Origin of the sequence: Streptomyces sp. NPDC060000 (assembly GCF_042737375.1) — a bacterium.
In the GTDB taxonomy this organism is placed as follows: Bacteria; Actinomycetota; Actinomycetes; order Streptomycetales; family Streptomycetaceae; genus Streptomyces.
The window spans coordinates 36,950-55,050 of record NZ_JBHWUU010000033.1 but is presented as its reverse complement, the minus strand read 5'-3'; the positions used below and the strand labels follow the sequence as shown (position 1 = coordinate 55,050).

Annotated in this window: 16 protein-coding genes; 6 read left to right on the top strand and 10 right to left on the bottom strand. The window is 71.2% G+C overall.

The window, feature by feature from the left end:
- Positions 1-8 precede the first annotated feature (8 nt).
- The 9 genes from ACFWBB_RS19165 to ACFWBB_RS19125 all read right to left on the bottom strand — a co-directional run bounded on the left by ACFWBB_RS19165 (position 9) and on the right by ACFWBB_RS19125 (position 10,058).
- Positions 9-752, bottom strand: a complete 744-nt coding sequence (locus tag ACFWBB_RS19165; protein ID WP_385273363.1) for a PIG-L deacetylase family protein — start codon at positions 750-752, stop codon at positions 9-11.
- A 34-nt stretch (positions 753-786) separates the two neighbouring features.
- The gene (locus ACFWBB_RS19160; protein WP_385273360.1) at positions 787-2,088 is read right to left on the bottom strand and encodes an alpha/beta fold hydrolase; all 1,302 of its coding nucleotides are present in this window, start codon (positions 2,086-2,088) and stop codon (positions 787-789) included.
- 126 nt (positions 2,089-2,214) lie between these two features.
- On the bottom strand, positions 2,215-3,261 hold the full coding sequence (locus ACFWBB_RS19155; protein WP_385273357.1) for a LacI family DNA-binding transcriptional regulator: 1,047 nt from the start codon (positions 3,259-3,261) through the stop codon (positions 2,215-2,217).
- Between the two features lie 91 nt (positions 3,262-3,352).
- Positions 3,353-4,777, bottom strand: a complete 1,425-nt coding sequence (locus ACFWBB_RS19150) for a BNR repeat-containing protein (RefSeq protein WP_385273354.1) — start codon at positions 4,775-4,777, stop codon at positions 3,353-3,355.
- 153 nt (positions 4,778-4,930) lie between these two features.
- Complete coding sequence (locus tag ACFWBB_RS19145; protein WP_132852138.1) at positions 4,931-5,251, bottom strand: L-rhamnose mutarotase; 321 nt, start codon at positions 5,249-5,251, stop codon at positions 4,931-4,933.
- Between the two features lie 58 nt (positions 5,252-5,309).
- The gene (gene rhaS, locus ACFWBB_RS19140) at positions 5,310-6,389 is read right to left on the bottom strand and encodes a rhamnose ABC transporter substrate-binding protein (RefSeq protein WP_385273351.1); all 1,080 of its coding nucleotides are present in this window, start codon (positions 6,387-6,389) and stop codon (positions 5,310-5,312) included.
- Positions 6,390-6,482: 93 nt separating this feature from the next.
- Positions 6,483-7,457 (bottom strand): ABC transporter permease, encoded by a 975-nt coding sequence (locus ACFWBB_RS19135; RefSeq protein ID WP_385273348.1) that lies wholly within the window; start codon positions 7,455-7,457, stop codon positions 6,483-6,485.
- On the bottom strand, positions 7,450-8,544 hold the full coding sequence (locus tag ACFWBB_RS19130) for an ABC transporter permease (RefSeq protein ID WP_385273345.1): 1,095 nt from the start codon (positions 8,542-8,544) through the stop codon (positions 7,450-7,452). The genes ACFWBB_RS19135 and ACFWBB_RS19130 overlap by 8 nt, the downstream gene beginning before the upstream one ends.
- Positions 8,541-10,058, bottom strand: coding sequence for a sugar ABC transporter ATP-binding protein (locus ACFWBB_RS19125; protein ID WP_385273342.1), 1,518 nt, complete (start codon positions 10,056-10,058; stop codon positions 8,541-8,543). The genes ACFWBB_RS19130 and ACFWBB_RS19125 overlap by 4 nt, the downstream gene beginning before the upstream one ends.
- Before the next feature lie 260 nt (positions 10,059-10,318).
- On the opposite strand from ACFWBB_RS19125, the gene rhaI reads away from it, so the two are divergent.
- Positions 10,319-11,479: an L-rhamnose isomerase gene (rhaI, locus tag ACFWBB_RS19120; RefSeq protein ID WP_385273339.1), complete on the top strand. Its 1,161-nt coding sequence runs from the start codon at positions 10,319-10,321 to the stop codon at positions 11,477-11,479.
- 10 nt (positions 11,480-11,489) lie between these two features.
- Here rhaI and ACFWBB_RS19115 read toward each other — a convergent pair whose 3' ends face one another.
- Positions 11,490-11,618 carry a hypothetical protein gene (locus tag ACFWBB_RS19115; protein WP_385273336.1) on the bottom strand — a complete coding sequence of 43 codons (129 nt, stop codon included), beginning with the start codon at positions 11,616-11,618 and terminating at the stop codon, positions 11,490-11,492.
- A 48-nt stretch (positions 11,619-11,666) separates the two neighbouring features.
- Here ACFWBB_RS19115 and ACFWBB_RS19110 point away from each other — a divergent pair, with 48 nt between their 5' ends.
- The 5 genes from ACFWBB_RS19110 to ACFWBB_RS19090 all read left to right on the top strand — a co-directional run bounded on the left by ACFWBB_RS19110 (position 11,667) and on the right by ACFWBB_RS19090 (position 18,098).
- On the top strand, positions 11,667-13,706 hold the full coding sequence (locus tag ACFWBB_RS19110; RefSeq protein ID WP_385273333.1) for a bifunctional aldolase/short-chain dehydrogenase: 2,040 nt from the start codon (positions 11,667-11,669) through the stop codon (positions 13,704-13,706).
- Between the two features lie 53 nt (positions 13,707-13,759).
- Entirely contained in the window at positions 13,760-15,148 is a 1,389-nt protein-coding gene (locus ACFWBB_RS19105) for a rhamnulokinase family protein (RefSeq protein ID WP_385273460.1), read from the top strand.
- Between the two features lie 72 nt (positions 15,149-15,220).
- The gene (locus ACFWBB_RS19100; RefSeq protein WP_385273330.1) at positions 15,221-15,976 is read left to right on the top strand and encodes a (Fe-S)-binding protein; all 756 of its coding nucleotides are present in this window, start codon (positions 15,221-15,223) and stop codon (positions 15,974-15,976) included.
- Positions 15,973-17,460 carry a lactate utilization protein B gene (locus tag ACFWBB_RS19095; RefSeq protein WP_385273327.1) on the top strand — a complete coding sequence of 496 codons (1,488 nt, stop codon included), beginning with the start codon at positions 15,973-15,975 and terminating at the stop codon, positions 17,458-17,460. Before ACFWBB_RS19100 ends, ACFWBB_RS19095 begins: the two co-directional genes overlap by 4 nt.
- Positions 17,457-18,098: a lactate utilization protein C gene (locus tag ACFWBB_RS19090; RefSeq protein WP_385273324.1), complete on the top strand. Its 642-nt coding sequence runs from the start codon at positions 17,457-17,459 to the stop codon at positions 18,096-18,098. Before ACFWBB_RS19095 ends, ACFWBB_RS19090 begins: the two co-directional genes overlap by 4 nt.
- Positions 18,099-18,101: the final 3 nt, after the last annotated feature.

Genomic DNA, 18,101 nt, shown 5'->3' with positions numbered 1-18,101 from the left:
CTGCCGGGCTACCGGTTGAACAGCTCGAACGCCACGGCCGGTCTGCCGCCGAACCGCTCGCCCGCCGACTTCGCCACCCCGGTCAGGAATCCCCGTACGTAGCTCTCCGGCTCCTCGTCGGTCAGCGCCTCGATGTAGGTGCGGTGTTCGAGCAGCGAGCCCACCGCCCGCTCCAGTCCCGCCGACGCGTCCACGGCGTGGGTGGGCGTCGCGGAGCCGGCCACCGCGACCCAGCGCACGCCGTTCCAGGGCTCCAGGCCCTGCTCGGTGAGTTCCGGGAAGATCCAGCGGTTGCCCGCGTCCCCGGCCGCGTCGAGGGTGGCGCGGCCGACCGCGACATGGTCGGGGGTGTTCCAGGCGACCCCGCCCCAGGTGTCGCGGTGGTTGAGGGTGATCACGAGTTCGGGCCGGTGCCGGCGGATGGCGGCGGCGATGTCCCGGCGCAGGGCGGGCCCGTACTCGACGACGCCGTCCCGGTGGTCCAGGAACTCGACCAGCGGCACACCCACCACGGCGGCACTGGCCCGCTGCTCCCGCTCGCGCAGCGGCCCGCACTCGGCGGGCGCGATGGTGTCGATGCCCGCCTCACCACGGGTCGCCAGCACATAGGCGACCTCGCGTCCCGCGTCGGTCCAGGCGGCGACCGCCGCGGAGCACCCGTACTCGAGGTCGTCCGGATGCGCCACCACGGCCAGGGCGCGCTGCCAGTCCTCGGGCATGGGCTGGAGCTGAGGGATCGCCGGATCGGTCATGCCCGCACACTAGCCGGGCCCGGTGACAGTGCCGTCACACCTCGTCACGGGCGAGGGCGAGCAGACGGTCCAGGACGCGGGGGCCGCCGGCCCGGACGCCGTCGTGTTCGAACTCGTCGGTGACCCAGGTGCGCAGGCCGCGGACGGCTCGGGCGGTGCGCAGGGAGTGGGCGGTGTCGACGTACAGGTCGTCGTGGTAGATCGCCGCCGCGACCGGGACCTCGTTGGCGGCGAGGCGCGCGGGGTCGTAGAGCGGCGGCCAGTCGGTGCGGGCGGCGAGGAGTTCGGCGGTCTCGCGCAGTGGGCGCAGCGCGGGGTCGGTGTCGAACATCCAGGGGTGCACCGTCTCGCCGGTGAGCAGCAGCGGTCCGTCGCCGGTGAGCGTCTTCGCCGCGTCGAACTGCGGGAACTCGGCGCGCACCCGGTCGGCGGCCCAGGCGGTGGGGCGGCCGTCCTGGCCGTAGCTCGCCTCGTGGAGCAGGGCGTAGAGGGGATGTCCGGCGTAGGAGAGGAGGCTCTGCGTCTCCTCCTGGAAGGCGTCGGACAGCGCCGGCCCGTGCGGGGTGGGGACGAAGGCCTCTTCGAGGAGGTGGTGCAGGCGGTGGCTGCCCTCGCTGCCGCCGAGGAGGATGCCGAGCGTCTGGAAGGCCTCGACGGTGAGGCGGTGGCCGCTCGGGAGGGTCACCTCGTGGTGGAGGAGGTGGTCGGCGATACGGCGGGCTCGTTCGACGTCCTGCGGGTAGCGCGTGTAGTGCGCGGCGACCTTGCGTTCCATGCGCGGATAGGCGGCGCGGTAGACGTCGTCGGCATGGGCGTCGAGGGCGGGCAGACCGCCGGTGATCAGGGCGGCGGCGAGGCCCTCGGGGGCGGTGGAGAGGTACGTGACCGTACAGAAGCCGCCGAAGCTCTGGCCGAGGACGGTCCAGGGGGCGCCGCCGGTGACCTCGCGGCGGATCAGCTCACAGTCGCGGACGATGGAGTCGGCGCGGAAGTGCGTCAGGTAGCCGGCCTGCTCGGCCGGGCCGCCGCGCAGCGGGAGCGTCTGACGGTTGGCCGGGGTGGAGTGGCCGGTGCCCCGCTGGTCGAGGAGGAGGACGCGGAACTCCTCCAGCGCGCGCCCGAGCCAGGCCGGCCTGCCGACGAACCGGTTGGCGCCGAAGCCCGGTCCGCCCTGGAGATAGAGCAGCCACGGCAGGTCCTGGTCCGCCTTCTCGCTCGCGACGACCTCACGGGCGTAGAGCCCGATCGTCTCCCCGCCGGCGTCGGCGTGGTCCAGGGGCACGGTGAAGCGGCGGTCGGTGAGGACGACGCCGGGCTGGCGGTAGCTGACGGACAACAGGGGCTCCCGGGACGATCGGTGTGCGGACCGCGTCCCAGTTCAGCACATGTCCGGGCGGCGGCGGAGCCCGGGGATCATGAACAGCTACTGAACGGGCGCTCAGTAAGCCTACTGAACGGGCGATCAGCGCGCCGAGAGGCTGGACCTGCGCACCACCAGCTCCGGCTGGAGCACCACCCGCCGGTGTTCGTGCCGGCCGGCACCCGTCGCGCCCGCGCCGCCCGCACCTCCTTCTTCGGTCTCCTCCAGCAGCATCCCGGCGGCCAGGGCGCCCATGATGACGGCGGGCTGGCGGACCGAGGTGAGGGGGACGGCCGCGGCGGCCGCGAACTCGATGTCGTCGTAACCGACGATGGCCAGGTCCTCGGGGACGTTGACGCCCGCCGCGTACATGGCCTGGAGCACGCCGAGGGCGAGCAGGTCGTTGGCGCAGAACACGGCGGTCGGACGGTCGGCCAGGCCCAGCAGGCGGGCGCCCGCGTCCCGCCCGGCGGCCACGTCGAGCCGCTCGGTGGGCAGCTCGCGCAGGCACTCCGGGCCGAGGCCCGCCTCGGCGAGCGCGTTCAGGGCTCCGGTGCGGCGGTCGCGGACCTGGGTGAAGCCGGGCGGGCCGCTGACGTAGGCGATCGAGCGGTGTCCGGCGTCGACCAGGTGCCGTACGGCGAGCGCGCCGCCCGCCACGTCGTCCACGGAGACCGAGCACTCGGTGGTGCCCTCGGAGACCCGGTCGACGAGGACGAAGGGGATGCCGTGCCGGCGGAACGAGGCGATGTTGCGGCCGGTCGCGTCGGCCGGGGTGAGCAGGACGCCCCGCACCCGCTGCTCGGCGAAGAGCGACAGGTACTCGGCCTCCTCTCCGACGCTCTCGGCGCTGTTGCAGACCATCACGCCGAGCCCGGCGTCGCGGGCGGCCCGCTCGGCGCCGCGGGCCACGTCCACGAAGAACGGGTTGCCCATGTCCAGGACGAGCAGGCCCATGATCCGGCTGCGCCCCGCGCGCAGCTGACGGGCGGACTCGCTGCGTACGTAGCCGAGCCGGTCTATCGCCGACAGCACGCGCGCCCGGGTCTCGGTGGCGACGGTGTCGGGGCGGTTGATGACGTTCGACACCGTGCCGACGGAGACTCCGGCAGCACGGGCGACGTCCTTGATTCCCACCGGCTGGGCCATCAGGCGGGGACCTCCAGGTGAACGGGGCAGGGCGGGACGGCCTTCACATTACCGCCACCCCGCCGCACCCCTGTCCGGGTACGGGTACGGGTCATGCGGGCAGTGCGAAGTCGACGACGTGGAGCGCCGAGGGGGTCGTCCCGGTCGACTTCTCCTGATACATGAACGACAGGGTGTTGTCGGCCTTGACGCGCAGTTCGTCGATCACGACCTCGCCGAAGGCGTTGAGGCCGCTGCCGTCGAAGAGCATCGTCCAGTCCGTGTAGCCGGAGGCCCTGGAGGCGCCGGCGATCCGCCCGAAGGGGAAGACCGCGTAGGCGTTGTCGTACTTGTCCAGGACCAGCTTGGTGCGCTGGCTGGAGCCGAGGACGACGGGGATCTCCGTCTTCTGCCAGCTCCCGGACGAGTTCTTGCGCAGGTGGAAGGCGCGGCCGTTGGCGGTGCGGTCGTTGACGTAGTTGGTGGTGCACTGGCCGAAACGGCCGGGGACGTAGCTGATGATCGCGTGCGGGAGGCCGGTGGAGTCGGTGGCCTGGCTCTCCTGGTTCATCAGGGAGTGGTCCGGGTTGAGCGCGTCCACGACGAGTCCGGCGTCCGTGACGGCGACCTTGTCGGAGCCGCCCGTGGTGCCGACGACGGTGCCCGCGTTGTTGAGCCAGGTGCGGCCGCGGTCGGTGGAGTACACGTAGCCGGTGTCGTGGTTGGTGATGCCGCCGCCGTTGCACATCACGGCGCCGTTCTGCTCGCGCCAGGTGAAGAAGGAGTGCAGCCGGCCGTTGACGTCGTAGTCGATGCCGTGCAGGTACATGTTGCGCACGGTGGAGGAGCCGTGCTCGCTGGTGTAGGTGCCGGTGGAGCTGGACCACTCACCGAGGTTCGTCCAGGCCGAACCGTCGTACTCCGCGAGGGCGTTGCGGCCGTTGCCGGAGATGCCGACCCGGTAGCTGAGCTGGAGCCTGCCCTCGGGGGTGGCGACGAACTGCGGGTAGGTGAACTGGGTGGTGAGCGCGAGGCCGTCGAGGGTGGTCTGCACGGCGCCGAAGACGGCGGACGTCCAGGAGGTGGTCGCCGGGTTGTCGAGGAGTCCGGCGACCGACTTGACGTAGAAGAATCCGTCGCTGTGGGAGTCCATGTTGAGGTGGAGACGGCCGTCGACCCTGGAGACGCCCATGGAGATGACGTTGTGGGAGTCGCTGGTCTTGAGCTGGTGCGAGAGGGTGACGGTGGACCAGGTGGTGCCGCCGAGGACGCGGCGGGCGACGACCGCGTTCTTGGTGGCGGTGTACCAGGCGGCGTACTGGTAGCCCTTGTAGGTCAACAGGCCGTTCTTCTGGAACGAGTTGTTGTTGACCAGGCCGTCGTAGGACACGAAGAAGACGGCCGTGGCGTCGAGTTGGGTGGTGGCCTTCTTGGTGACCGAGGGGCCGGGGTCGGCGGCGCGCGCGGTACCGGTGGCGAGGAGGGGGGACGCCGCGGCGCTGAGGAGAGCGCCGGCCAGCAGGGTGCGTCGTCTCATCTCGGGGGACTCCATTGTCTGCGAGAGCGGGAAGCGGAGGTGGGGAGCAAGGCGGGGAGGTGGGGAGCGAAGGCGGGGAAGCGGGGAGGTGGGGAGCGCAGGCGGGCAAGCGGGGAGGTGGGGAGCGAAGGCGGGGAGCGGGGCCGGGGGGTGTCAGGCGAGGTGGAAGACTTCGGTGAGAGGCTTCATCGCCTCGTCGGGCCGGGCTCCGTCGAGGGATTCGAAGAACGGGGCCATCTCCGCCTGCCAGCGGGCGTTGACGCCGGTGGCCTCCATCCCGGCCTGGGCGGCGGCGAAGTCCTCGGTCTCCAGATAGCCGACGAGCAGTCCGTCGTCTCTCAGGAAGAGGGAGTAGTTGTGCCAGCCGGTGGCCGAGAGGGCTTCGAGCATCTCCGGCCACACGGCGGCATGGCGTTCGCGGTACTCGGCGAGCCGGTCCTGACGGACCTTGAGCAGGAAACAGACGCGCTGCATGAAGTACCGCTCCTTCGTGGGGGGTTGAAGCGACCTGCGACCAAAGAGCGACCGGTGACTAGAAGTTGAACTGGTTGATGTTCTTGGCGTCGAACACGGTCGGCTTGCCGAGGCTGATCACGCCGTCCTTGCCGATGGTGTACGTGGTGGTGCCGGCCTTGAAGGTCTCGCCCTCCTTGCCGGTGATCTGGCCCGAGACCAGGGCCACCGCCGTCTGCGCGGCCAGCGCGCCGAGCTTCGAGGGGTCCCACAGCTCGAAGGCGTCGACCGTGCCGTTCTTGACGTAGGTGCGCATGTCGTTCGGGGTGCCGAGGCCGGTCAGCCTGACCTTGCCCTTGTACTTGGAGCCCGACAGGTACTGGGCGGCCGCCTTGATGCCGACGGTGGTCGGGGAGATGATCCCCTTCAGGTTCGGGTACTGCTGGAGCAGGCCCTGGGTCTGCTGGAAGGACTGCTGGGCGTCGTCGTTGCCGTAGGCCACCTTGACGAGCTTGATGTCCTTGTACTTGGCGTCCTTCAGCTCGTCCTTCATGAAGTCGATCCAGGTGTTCTGGTTCGTCGCGGTCTGCGCGGCCGACAGGATCGCGATCTCGCCCTTGTAGCCGATCTGCTCGGCGAGCAGCTGCACCTCGGTGCGGCCGAGGTCCTCGGCGGACGCCTGCGAGACGAAGGCGTTGCGGCACTCGGGGTTGGTGTCCGAGTCGTAGGTGACGACCTTGATCTTGTTGCTCATGGCCTGCTTGAGCGCGGTGCACAGGGCGCCCGGGTCCTGGGCGGACACGGCCATCGCGTCGACCTGCTGCTGGGTGAGGGTGTTGACGTAGGAGACCTGGCTCGAGGTGTCGGTGGCGCTGGAGGGGCCGACCTCCTTGTAGCTGGAGCCCAGTTCCTTCAGGGCCGCCTCGCCGCCCTTGTCGGAGGAGGTGAAGTAGGGGTTGTTGACCTGCTTGGGCAGGAAGCCGACGGTCAGGCCCTTCTTGGTGGCCGCGTTCGGGTCGGCCTTGCCGGTGGCGGCGGCCGAGGCGCCACCGCTCTTGACGTCCTCCTTGGTGGTGCCGCCGCAGGCGGTGGCCGCGAGGGCGAGGGAGGAGACGACGGCGAGGGTCGCACAGGCACGGCTCAGGGATGACTTGCGCATGGGGTCCTTCTTCGGAGGAGTGGGGTGAATGCTTCTGGGGGCGCGGGGAACTGCGCGACCGGCCACAGCGGGCCCGCGGCTTCGATCACGCGGCTAGCCGGCGGAGCGTGCCGCCCTCGCGACGGTGATCTGCCGCGCGACCCGGGGGCCGAGCACGGAGACGACGAGCAGGACGCCGGTGACGACGATCTGCGACTGGGCGGAGACGTCCTGGAGGCTCATCACGTTCTGCGCCGCGCCGAGCAGGAGGACGCCCGCGACGGCGCCGCCGAGCGTGCCCTTGCCGCCGTCGAAGTCGATACCGCCGAGCAGGACGGCCGCGATGACGGAGAGTTCCAGGCCGGTGGCGTTGTCGTAGCGGGCGCTGGCGTAGTGCAGGGCCCAGAAGATGCCGGTGAGGGAGGCCAGCAGGCCGGTCACCGTGAACAGGATCAGCTTGTTCCGCTTGACCTGGATTCCGGCGAACCGGGCGGCCTCCTCGCTGGCGCCGATCGCGAACAGCGAGCGGCCGAAGGGGGTGGCGTGCAGGACGACCACCGCGATCGCGAGCAGGACGACGAAGGGCGGGAAGGCCTGCGGGAGGAAGCTGTCCCCGATCCGGCCGGCCGCGAAGTCCAGGTACTGGGTGGGGAAGTCGGTGACCGCGTCGGAGCCGAGGACGATCTGGGCGATGCCCCGGTAGGCGGCCAGGGTGCCGATGGTGACGGCGAGGGACGGCAGCCCGAGGCGGGTCACCAGCAGGCCGTTGACCAGCCCGCACACGACGCCGAGCAGCAGGCAGATCGGGATGATCGTCTCGATCGTCATGCCCTGGTTCCACAGGGCGCCCATCACCGCGCCGGACAGCCCGGCGGTGGAGGCGACCGACAGGTCGATCTCGCCGGCGACGACCAGCAGGGTCATCGGCAGCGCGACGAGCGCGATGGGCAGGGTGTTGCCGATCAGGAACGACAGGTTGAGGGCGTTGCCGAAGCCGTCCACGGAGGAGAACGAGAACAGCAGCAGGACGATCAGGAGGGCGCCGACGACCGTGTCCCAGCGGACGGCGCGGGTGAGCGACTCAGGCATGGCCGGCGTCTCCCTTCTTGACGGTGGTCTCCACGGGGGCGGTGGTGGTGCGGGCCGCTGCCGACCTCTTCTTCAGCGCCGACGCCACCCGCAGGGCGACGACCCGGTCGACCGCGATGGCCAGTAGGAGCAGCACGCCGTTGATGGCGAGCACCCAGACCGAACTGACGCCGAGGGCGGGCAGGACACTGTTGATGGAGGTGAGCAGCAGTGCGCCGAGGGCGGCGCCGTAGACGCTGCCTGAGCCGCCGGTGAAGGCGACGCCACCGACGACGACCGCGCTGACGACGGTGAGTTCGTAGCCGTTGCCGGTACCGGAGTCGACGTTGCCGAACCTGGCCAGGTACATCGCCCCTGCGAGACCTGCGAGACCGCCGCAGAAGGTGTACGCGGCGAGGATCCGCTTGCGGACCGGGATGCCGGCGAGGCGGGCCGCCTCCGGGTTGGAGCCGAGCGCGTACAACTCGCGTCCGCTGCCGAAGTGCTTGAGGTAGTACGCGGTGGCGACGAGGACGGCGAGTGCGATCAGCGCGAGCCACGGCACCGCCGAGAGACCGCCCGAGCCGAAGTCGACGAAGGAGTTCGGCAGGTCGGCGGCGGTGATCTGGCGGGAGCCGACCCAGATGGAGTCGATGCCCCGGATGATGTACAGCGTGCCGAGGGTGACGACGAGGGCGGGCACCTGACCGAGGCTGACCAGCAGGCCGTTGAGGAGCCCGAAGCCGACGCCCAGCAGGACCGCCAGCACGATCGCGATCACCGGGTTGCCGCCGCCGTGCAGATACGTGCCGGCGGCGAAGGCGCTGATGCCGAGGGTGGAGCCGACCGACAGGTCGACGTTGCGGGTGATGACGACCAGGGACTGGCCGGTGGCGACCAGCACCAGGATGGTCGCGTTCAGCAGCAGGTCCTTGATGCCCTGCTCGGACAGGAACTCGCTGTTGCCGGCCTGGGTGACGGCGATCATCACCAGGAAGACGACCAGGATGGCGAGTTCGCGCATCTTGAAGACGCGGTCGACCAGCCGGGTGCCGCTGGACTTCGGCACCTCGGCGACGGGGGCCTCGTGGGAGGTGGTCACCGTCATGCGGCGGCCCTCCCGGTGGCTGCGGCCATCACGGTTTCCTCGGTGGCTTCGGTGCGGGGGATCTCGGCGGCGAGCCGGCCCTCGTGCATCACCAGCACGCGGTCGGCCATTCCGAGGATCTCGGGCAGGTCGGAGGAGATCATCAGGACGGCGACCCCGTCGGCGGCCAGCTCGCCGAGCAGCCGGTGCACCTCGGCCTTGGTGCCGACGTCGATGCCGCGGGTCGGCTCGTCGACGATGAGCACCTTGGGGCCGGTGGCCAGCCACTTGGCGAGGACGACCTTCTGCTGGTTCCCGCCGGAGAGCGTGTTGACGGTGTCGGCGATCCGGGCGTACTTCACCTGGAGCCTGACCGCCCAGTCGAGGGAGCGGCTGCGCTCGGCGCCGCGGTCCATCAGACCGGCCTTCACGGTCGTGCGCAGGCCGGTCAGGCCGATGTTGCGCTCGATGGACATGTCCATCACCAGGCCCTGGGCCCGCCGGTCCTCGGGAACCAGCGCGAGGCCGGCCGCCATCGCGGTGGAGGGAGCGCCGTTCGTCAGCGTGCGGCCGTCCACGGCGACCTCCCCGGCGTCCCAGCGGTCGATGCCGAAGACCGCCCGGGCGACCTCCGTACGGCCGGCTCCGACGAGTCCGGCGAGGCCGACGATCTCGCCGCGCCTGACCTCGAAGGAGACGTCGGTGAAGACGCCCTCCCGGGTCAGCCGGCGGACACTGAGGGCGACCTCGCCCGGTGTCACGTCCTGCTTGGGGTAGAGCTCGTCGAGGTCGCGGCCGACCATCCGGCGGACCAGGTCGTCCTCGGTCATGTCCGCCAGCGGCTCGCTGGCGATCCAGGCGCCGTCGCGCAGGGTGGTCACCCGCTGGCAGATCTCGAAGATCTCCTCCAGCCGGTGTGAGATGAACAGCACCGCCGCGCCCTGCTCACGCAGGGTGCGCACGACGCCGAAGAGGCGGGCGACCTCGCTGCCGGTGAGAGCGGCGGTCGGCTCGTCCATGATCAGGACCCGGGCGTCGAAGGAGAGCGCCTTGGCGATCTCGACGATCTGCTGGTCCGCGATGGACAGGCCGCGCGCCGGGCGGTCGGCGTCGAGCTCGACGCCCAGGCGCCGCATCAGGGCGGCGGTGGCCGCGTGGGTGGCCTTGTGGTCGATGCGGCCGAGAGCCCGCCGGGGCTGGCGGCCCATGAAGATGTTCTCGGCGATCGACAGGTCGGGGAAGAGCGTGGGCTCCTGGTAGATCACGGCGATACCGGCGTCGCGGGCGTCGCCGGGACCGTGGAAGACGACGGGCTCACCGTCGAGCAGTACCCGACCGGCGTCAGGTCGGTGCACTCCCGCGAGCGTCTTGATGAGCGTCGACTTGCCCGCGCCGTTCTCGCCGGCGAGGGCGTGTACCTCGCCGGGGAACAGCTCCAGGGAGACGCCCCGCAGGGCGCGTACGGCTCCGAAGGACTTGGCTACGTCCTTCAACGCCAGCACCGGGGCCGGTCCCGCGTCGGACGGGTAGGTCATGGATGGCTCCTCGACGACGCCCGGGACGTGCCCTCACGGCGTCGTGAAAGGTTTCAACTGGATTGCCGGGACGTTAGGCATCCCGGCCATGTCACGTCAATGGGTACGTCTCGAAAAGTTTTCGATAGCCGTAGGTCACACGGTGGTCACGGACAACGGTGCGGCCCGGAGGGGTTGACACTCTCCCTGCGGCCTCATAGCTTCCCGTTCTGAATCGTTTCATCCGGGAGTTGTTCCGGACCGATGTCACAGGAGCCGAAGTGACCGACCTCGCCGCGGTGAAGGCCGCTCTGAAGACCCAGGCCGTCGAGACGCCGTCGTGGGCGTACGGGAACTCAGGCACCCGTTTCAAGGTGTTCGCCCAGGAGGGCGTCCCGCGCACCCCGCAGGAGAAGCTGGACGACGCGGCGCAGGTGCACTCGTTCACCGGCGTGGCCCCGACCGTGGCGCTGCACATCCCGTGGGACAAGGTGGAGGACTACTCCGCACTTGCGAAACATGCCGAGGACCGCGGGGTGAGGCTGGGGGCGATCAACTCCAACACCTTCCAGGACGACGCCTACAAGCTGGGCAGCATCTGTCACCCGGACGCGGCGGTGCGGCGCAAGGCTCTCGATCATCTGCTGGAGTGCGTCGACATCATGGACGCGACCGGCTCCGCCGATCTGAAGCTGTGGTTCGCCGACGGCACGAACTATCCCGGCCAGGACGACATCCGCACGCGGCAGGACCGGCTCGCCGAGGGCCTCTCCGCGGTGTACGAGCGGCTCGGCGACGGGCAGCGGATGCTGCTGGAGTACAAGTTCTTCGAGCCCGCCTTCTATGCGACGGACGTCCCGGACTGGGGCACGGCGTACGCCCACTGCCTGAAGCTCGGGCCGAAGGCGCAGGTCGTGGTGGACACCGGGCACCACGCGCCCGGCACCAACATCGAGTTCATCGTCGCCACGCTGCTGCGGGAGGGCAAGCTCGGCGCGTTCGACTTCAACTCGCGGTTCTACGCGGACGACGACCTCATGGTGGGTTCCGCCGACCCGTTCCAGCTGTTCCGCATCATGTACGAGGTCGTGCGCGGCGGAGGCTTCACGTCCGAGGTGGCGTTCATGCTCGACCAGTGCCACAACATCGAGGCGAAGATCCCGGCGATCATCCGCTCCGTGATGAACGTGCAGGAGGCGACGGCGAAGGCGCTGCTGGTCGACGCGTCGGCGCTGGCCGCTGCGCAGGCTTCCGGGGATGTGCTGGAGGCCAACGCGGTGGTGATGGACGCGTACAACACGGATGTGCGGCCGTTGCTTCGTGAGGTGCGGGAGGAGATGGGGCTCGACCCCGAGCCCATGACCGCGTACCGGCGGTCCGGGTGGGCCGAGAGGATCGTTGCCGAGCGGGTCGGTGGGGAGCAGGCCGGCTGGGGCGCGTGAGCGTCCGCCATCACCTGTTCGCGCGGACTGCGGGCCCGTAGTGGCTGGTCGCGTCCGCGCGGCGGAGCCGCATGTCGATGTTGCTGGTCGCGTCCGCGCTGCGGAGCCGCATGTCGGTACGGCCCCGCCTCTGAAGCAAGTGCACTCTCCCCCTGTCACTCCCCCTGTCAGTAAGGACTGAAGGTTCATGACCACCCACCCCGAAGCCTCCGCCCTCCTCGGCCGGTCCCGTCGGCTCGGCGCTGATCCCCGTAACACCAACTACGCCGGCGGGAACACGTCCGCCAAGGGCACCGGCACCGATCCCGTGACCGGTGGGGACGTCGAGCTGATGTGGGTCAAGGGGTCGGGCGGCGACCTCGGCACGCTCACCGAAGCCGGGCTGGCCGTGCTGCGGCTGGACCGGTTGCGGGGGCTCGTCGACGTCTATCCGGGCGTCGAGCGCGAGGACGAGATGGTCGCCGCGTTCGACTACTGCCTGCACGGCAAGGGCGGGGCGGCGCCGTCGATCGACACCGCCATGCACGGGCTCGTCGACGCCGCGCACGTCGATCATCTGCACCCCGACTCCGGTATCGCGCTGGCCTGCGCCGCCGACGGGGAGAAGCTGACGGCCGAGTGCTTCGGGGACACGGTCGCGTGGGTGCCCTGGCGGCGGCCCGGGTTCCAGCTGGGGCTGGACATCGCCGCCATCAAGGCGGCCAACCCGCAGGCGATCGGTGTGGTCCTCGGCGGCCACGGCATCACCGCCTGGGGCGACACCTGCGAGGAGTGCGAGCGCAACTCGCTGCACATCATCCGGACCGCCGAGGCCTTCCTCGCGGAGAAGGGGAAGACCGATCCGTTCGGACCGGTCCTCGAGGGCTACGAGGCGCTGCCCGAGGACGAGCGGCGGGAACGGGCCGCCGCGCTCGCGCCGTACGTACGGGCGATCGCCTCGCAGGACCGGCCCCAGGTGGGGCACTTCACCGACTCCGACGCCGTGCTCGACTTCGTGGCGCGGGCCGAACACCCGCGGCTCGCCGCGCTCGGCACCTCCTGCCCGGACCACTTCCTGCGTACGAAGGTGCGGCCGCTGGTCCTGGACCTGCCGCCCACCGCGCCGGTGGAGGACGCGGTCGCGCGACTGAAGGAGCTGCACGCCGAGTACCGCGAGGAGTACGCCGCCTACTACCGGCGGCACGCCGACGCCGACTCGCCCGCCATGCGCGGCGCCGACCCGGCGATCGTGCTGGTCCCGGGCGTGGGCATGTTCTCCTTCGGCAAGGACAAGCAGACCGCGCGGGTGGCCGGCGAGTTCTACGTCAACGCCATCAACGTCATGCGCGCCGCCGAGGCGGTGTCCTCGTACGCGCCGATCGAGGAGTCGGAGAAGTTCCGCATCGAGTACTGGGCCCTGGAGGAGGCCAAGCTCCAGCGGATGCCCGCGCCCAAGCCACTGGCCACGCGCGTGGCCCTGGTCACCGGGGCCGGCAGCGGGATCGGCAGGGCCATCGCCCGGCGGCTGGCCGCCGAGGGCGCGTGTGTCGTCGTCGCCGATCTGAACGCCGAGAACGCGGCCGCCGTCGCCGAGGAGCTCGGCGGGGCCGACAAGGCGGTCGCCGTGACCGTCGACGTGACCTCCGAGGAGCAGATCGCCGGCGCCTTCCGGGCCGCCGCGCTCGCGTTCGGCGGGGTCGACCTCGTCGTCAACAACGCCGGGATCTCCATCTCCAAGCCGCTGCTGGAGACGTCGGCACGGGACTGGGACCTCCAGCACGACATCATGGCCCGCGGGTCGTTCCTCGTCTCGCGTGAGGCGGCGCGGGTGATGATCGCCCAGGAGCTGGGCGGCGACATCGTCTACATCGCGTCGAAGAACGCCGTCTTCGCCGGCCCGAACAACATCGCCTACTCCGCGACCAAGGCCGACCAGGCCCACCAGGTGCGTCTGCTCGCCGCCGAGCTGGGCGAGCACGGCATCCGCGTCAACGGCGTCAACCCGGACGGCGTGGTGCGCGGGTCGGGCATCTTCGCGGGCGGCTGGGGTGCGCAGCGGGCCGCGACCTACGGCATCGAGGAGGACAAGCTCGGCGAGTTCTACGCCCAGCGGACCATCCTCAAGCGTGAGGTGCTGCCGGAGCATGTGGCCAACGCGGTGTTCGCCCTCACCGGCGGCGAGCTCACCCACACCACCGGACTGCACGTCCCCGTCGACGCGGGTGTGGCGGCCGCGTTCCTCCGGTGACGGCCGCGCGGTCGTACGCCGCGGTCGACCTCGGCGCGTCCAGCGGGCGCGTCATGGTCGGCCGGGTCGGCCCGGACTCGCTGGAGCTGACGGAGGCGCACCGCTTCCGCAACCGGCCGGTCCGGGTTCCGGAGGGATTGCGCTGGGACGTGCTGTCCCTGTACGCGGGGGTGCTGGACGGGCTGCGGGCAGCCGGCCCGGTGGACTCCGTCGGCATCGACAGCTGGGCCGTGGACTACGGCCTGCTCGACGCCGACGGGACCCTTCTCGGCAACCCGGTGCACTACCGGGACGCCCGTACCGAGGGGGTCGCCGAGAAGGTGTGGGCCACCGTGCCGGCGGCCGAGCTGTATGCGGCCACGGGCCTGCAGTACGCGCCCTTCAACACCCTCTACCAGCTGACGGCGGCCCGCGATACGCAGCAACTCGCATACGCACGACGCCTGTTGCTCATTCCGGATCTGCTGGCGTACTGGCTGACGGGCGAGCAGGGCACCGAGCTCACCAACGCCTCCACCACCCAGCTGATCGATCCCCGGACGGGCGACTGGTCGTACGACGTCGCCGCCCGGCTGGGCATCGACCTGGAGCTGTTCGCGCCGCTGCGGCGGCCCGGCGACCCGGCGGGGCTGCTGCGGGCGGAGGTGCTGGAGGAGACGGGGCTGACCGGGCCCGTGCCGGTGACGACGGTCGGCTCGCACGACACCGCCTCCGCCGTGGCCGCCGTCCCGGCGACCGGCGAGCGGTTCGCCTACATCTGCACCGGCACCTGGTCCCTGGCCGGTCTGGAGCTGACCGCGCCCGTGCTCACCGAGGAGAGCCGGGCCGCGAACTTCACCAACGAGCTGGGGCTGGACGGCACCGTCCGCTACCTGCGCAACATCATGGGCCTGTGGCTGCTCCAGGAGTGCCTGCGGGCCTGGGGCGACCCGGATCTGGGTGAGCTGCTGCGGGACGCGGCCGTCGTGCCCGGGCTGCGCTCGGTCGTGGACGCCGGGGACGCAGCCTTTCTGGCGCCCGGGCGGATGCCGGAGCGGATCGCCGAGGCGTGCCGCGCGTCCGGACAGCCGGTGCCCGTCTCGCCCGCGCAGATCACGCGCTGCATCCTCGACTCGCTCGCCCTGGCCCACCGATGGGCCGTCGAGGAGGCCCAGCGGCTCGCCGACCACCCTGTCGACGTGGTGCACATCGTCGGCGGCGGCACCCGCAACACGCTGCTGTGCCAGCTCACCGCGGACGCCTGCGGGCTGCCGGTGGTGGCCGGTCCGACGGAGGCCGCCGCGCTCGGCAACGTGCTCGTCCAGGCGCGGGCGCACGGAGCGGTCGGCGACCGTGCCGACATGCGCCGGCTGCTCGCCCGTACCCAGCCCCTGACACGCTACGAGCCGCAGGGCGGCACCGGGCCGTGGCGCGAGGCGCAGGCCCGGCTCGCCGCGCGGTGAGCCGGGGTCTCCCGCGGGCCCCCGACCCGGACTACTCTGCACTCATCCGATGATCTACCGCGAGGAGCCGCGATGCGTGTCGCACTGTTCCTGACCTGTGTCAACGACACGCTCTATCCGGACACCGGCCGTGCCGTGGTGAAACTGCTGACCAGGCTGGGCGTCGAGGTCGACTTCCCGATGGCCCAGACCTGCTGCGGCCAGGCCCACTACAACACCGGCTACCGCCATGAGGCCGAACCGCTCGCCCGGCATTTCTCCGATGTCTTCGGAGAGTACGAGGCGATCGTGACGCCGTCGGGGTCGTGCGGGGCGATGGTGCGGGAGCTGTATCCGCGGATGGGTGAGCGGGCCCGGGCCGAGGGGCGCGGGGACACCCTGGCCGCCACCCTGGCGCCGGTGGTCCCCAAGACGTACGAGCTCACCGAGTTCCTGGTGGACGTGCTCGGGGTGACGGACGTCGGCGCGTACTACCCGCACAAGGTGACCTACCACCCGACGTGTCACGGACTGCGCGGGCTGGGGCTCGGTGAGCGGCCCCGGCGGCTGCTCCAGGCGGTCGAGGGGCTGGAGCTGGTGGAGCTGCCGGGGGCCGACGAGTGCTGCGGCTTCGGCGGGACCTTCGCGCTGAAGAACGCTGACGTCTCGGCGGCGATGGGCGCCGACAAGGTGCGCAACGCCGAGTCGACGGGCGCCGAGGTGCTGTGCGCGGCGGACAACTCCTGCCTGATGCACATCGGCGGCACCATGACCCGGCTGGAGACCCGCATGCGGCCCGTGCACATCGCGGAGATCCTGGCGAGCACCGAGAAGGAGCCGGCCTCATGAGCGGGACGTTCGTAGGAATGCCGGCCTTCCCCGAAGCCGCGCACGAGGCGGTCGGCAACCGGACCCTGCGCGCCAATCTGCGGCACGCCACGCACACCATCCGGGCCAAGCGGGCGAACGCCGTGGCCGAGGTGTCGGACTGGGCGGAGTTGCGGGCGGCGGGCAAGCGGATCAAGGACCACACGCTGCGCCATCTCGACCGGTACCTGGTGCAGCTGGAGGAGTCGGTGACGGCGGCGGGCGGCATCGTCCACTGGGCCGCCGACGCGGACGAGGCCAACCGGATCGTGGCCGGCCTGGTCAAGGAGACCGGCGAGTCCGAGGTCGTCAAGGTCAAGTCCATGGCCACCCAGGAGATCGGCCTCAACGAGGCACTGGAGGCGGAGGGCATCCGCGCCTACGAGACCGACCTCGCCGAGCTCATCGTGCAGCTGGGCAAGGACCGGCCGTCGCACATCCTGGTCCCCGCCATCCACCGCAACCGGGGCGAGATCCGGGACATCTTCGCCCGGGAGATGAGCGAGTGGGGCCGCCCCGCACCCGAGGGACTGACGGACTCGCCCGCCGAACTCGCCGACGCCGCCCGCCTGCACCTGCGCGAGAAGTTCCTGCGCGCCAGGGTCGGCGTCTCCGGCGCGAACTTCATGGTCGCCGAGACCGGCACCCTGGTGGTCGTGGAGTCCGAGGGCAACGGGCGGATGTGCCTCACCCTGCCCGAGACACTGATCTCCGTGGTCGGCATCGAGAAGATCGTGCCGACCTGGCGTGACCTGGAGGTCTTCCTCCAGACGCTCCCCCGGTCCTCGACGGCCGAGCGCATGAACCCGTACACGTCGATGTGGACGGGCACGACGGACGGCGACGGCCCCGGCACCTTCCATCTGGTGCTGCTGGACAACGGCCGCACCGACACCCTCGCCGACGAGGTCGGCCGGCAGGCCCTGCGCTGCATCCGCTGCTCCGCCTGTCTGAACGTGTGCCCGGTGTACGAGCGGGCCGGCGGCCATGCCTACGGTTCGGTCTACCCGGGCCCGATCGGCGCGATCCTCAGTCCTCAGCTGCGGGGCACCGGGAGCGAGATCGACGCCTCCCTGCCGTACGCCTCGTCGCTGTGCGGGGCCTGCTACGAGGTGTGCCCGGTGGCCATCGACATCCCGGAGGTGCTGGTGCATCTGCGGGAACGGGTCGTCCAGGGCGGTCCGGTCACGCGCGAGGGCAACAGGGTGGTGCTGAAGCCGGCCAGGGGCCATGCCGCCGAGCGGGCCGCGATGCGGGCGGCACGCTGGGCGTTCGGCCGGCCCGGCGCCCTGCGCACCGGGCAGCGGCTGGCGTCCCGGACACGCCGGTTCCATCCCCGAACGCTGCCCGGTCCCGGTAGGGCGTGGAGCGGTTCGCGGGATCTGCCGACGGTGCCCGCGGAGCCGTTCCGTGACTGGTGGCAGCGTACGAACGGCGGCACCACCGGCGAAGGAGCGGCGAAGTGAGCAGCAGGGAACGGATTCTGGGCCGGGTGCGGCGCGCGCTGGCCGACGTGCCCCAGGACGACGCCTCGTACGGGGAGGCCGTGACGCGCGGCTATCTGCGCGAGCACGGCGCCCGGAGCACCGAGGAGACGGTCGCTCTGCTGGCGGAGAACCTGGCGGACTACCGGGCCCTCGTGCACCGGTGCGGCGAGGCTGAACTGCCTTCCCTGCTGGCCCGGTTGCTCGCCGAGCGGAAGGCGGCGACCGTGCTCGTGCCGACCGGCCTCGACGAGGCGTGGCTGGCGCGGACGGACGTCGCGCGCGTCGCGGACCGGGCGGAGAGCGGCGCGCACGAACTCGACCGGGTGGACAGCGTGGTCACGGCGTGCGCGGTGGCGATCGCCGAGACCGGGACGATCGTGCTGGACGGCGGTCCCAACCAGGGCCGACGCCGGATCACCCTGATCCCGGACCACCACATCTGCGTGGTGCGCGTCCCCGGGCAGGTCGTGTCGTCCGTGCCGCAGGCCCTGGAACGGCTCGACCCCGCCCGCCCGTTGACCTGGATCTCCGGTCCTTCGGCGACCAGTGACATCGAGCTGGACCGGGTGGAGGGGGTGCACGGCCCGCGCACCCTGGAGGTGATCCTGGTCGGCTGAGCG

Bases quoted from the DNA above. Each gene is read 5' to 3' on its own strand.
- ACFWBB_RS19165 (WP_385273363.1), bottom strand. From the start codon at position 752: ATGACCGATCCGGCGATCCCTCAGCTCCAGCCCATGCCCGAGGACTGG.
- ACFWBB_RS19155 (WP_385273357.1), bottom strand. From the start codon at position 3,261: ATGGCCCAGCCGGTGGGAATCAAGGACGTCGCCCGTGCTGCCGGAGTC.
- ACFWBB_RS19150 (WP_385273354.1), bottom strand. From the start codon at position 4,777: ATGAGACGACGCACCCTGCTGGCCGGCGCTCTCCTCAGCGCCGCGGCG.
- ACFWBB_RS19145 (WP_132852138.1), bottom strand. From the start codon at position 5,251: ATGCAGCGCGTCTGTTTCCTGCTCAAGGTCCGTCAGGACCGGCTCGCC.
- rhaS (WP_385273351.1), bottom strand. From the start codon at position 6,389: ATGCGCAAGTCATCCCTGAGCCGTGCCTGTGCGACCCTCGCCGTCGTC.
- ACFWBB_RS19135 (WP_385273348.1), bottom strand. From the start codon at position 7,457: ATGCCTGAGTCGCTCACCCGCGCCGTCCGCTGGGACACGGTCGTCGGC.
- ACFWBB_RS19130 (WP_385273345.1), bottom strand. From the start codon at position 8,544: ATGACGGTGACCACCTCCCACGAGGCCCCCGTCGCCGAGGTGCCGAAG.
- ACFWBB_RS19125 (WP_385273342.1), bottom strand. From the start codon at position 10,058: ATGACCTACCCGTCCGACGCGGGACCGGCCCCGGTGCTGGCGTTGAAG.
- ACFWBB_RS19110 (WP_385273333.1), top strand. From the start codon at position 11,667: ATGACCACCCACCCCGAAGCCTCCGCCCTCCTCGGCCGGTCCCGTCGG.
- ACFWBB_RS19105 (WP_385273460.1), top strand. From the start codon at position 13,760: ATGGTCGGCCGGGTCGGCCCGGACTCGCTGGAGCTGACGGAGGCGCAC.
- ACFWBB_RS19100 (WP_385273330.1), top strand. From the start codon at position 15,221: ATGCGTGTCGCACTGTTCCTGACCTGTGTCAACGACACGCTCTATCCG.
- ACFWBB_RS19095 (WP_385273327.1), top strand. From the start codon at position 15,973: ATGAGCGGGACGTTCGTAGGAATGCCGGCCTTCCCCGAAGCCGCGCAC.